Origin of the sequence: Thauera sp. 27 (assembly GCF_000310125.2) — a bacterium.
In the GTDB taxonomy this organism is placed as follows: Bacteria; Pseudomonadota; Gammaproteobacteria; order Burkholderiales; family Rhodocyclaceae; genus Thauera; species Thauera mechernichensis.
This window is the reverse complement of sequence record NZ_AMXB01000111.1, coordinates 1-364: the sequence shown is the minus strand read 5'-3', so window position 1 is coordinate 364 and position 364 is coordinate 1. Positions and strand designations below refer to the sequence as shown.

The window sequence follows — 364 nt, the reverse complement described above, 5'->3', positions numbered from 1 at the left end:
TCCTGGCCGCCGACCATGCCGCGTCGGCCCATCTCGACCAGGATCTCGCGCGCGGGCACGCCGTACTTCTTCTCGGCGCGCTTGGCGAACAGCAGGAAGGAGCCATACACGCCGGCGTAGCCCAGCGTGAGCGCATCGCGGTCGATGCGGATCGGGAAGTCCATGATCGGCACCACCAGGTCCTCGGCCACGTCCTGGATCTTGAACACATCCACGCCGGTCTCGATCCCCATCAGGTCGCACACCGCGATGAACACTTCCATCGGGGTGTTGCCCGCACCGGCCCCCAGGCCAGCGGCCGCGGCGTCGATGCGGCTGGCGCCGACTTCGAGCGCGGCCAGGCTGTTGGCCACGCCCATGGCCA

Annotated in this window: 1 pseudogene; it reads right to left on the bottom strand. The window is 69.0% G+C overall.

Annotation, left to right across the window (positions count from 1 at the left end):
- Nucleotides 1-364 (bottom strand): annotated as a pseudogene (locus B447_RS21615) (4-hydroxy-2-oxovalerate aldolase); the annotation flags it as partial.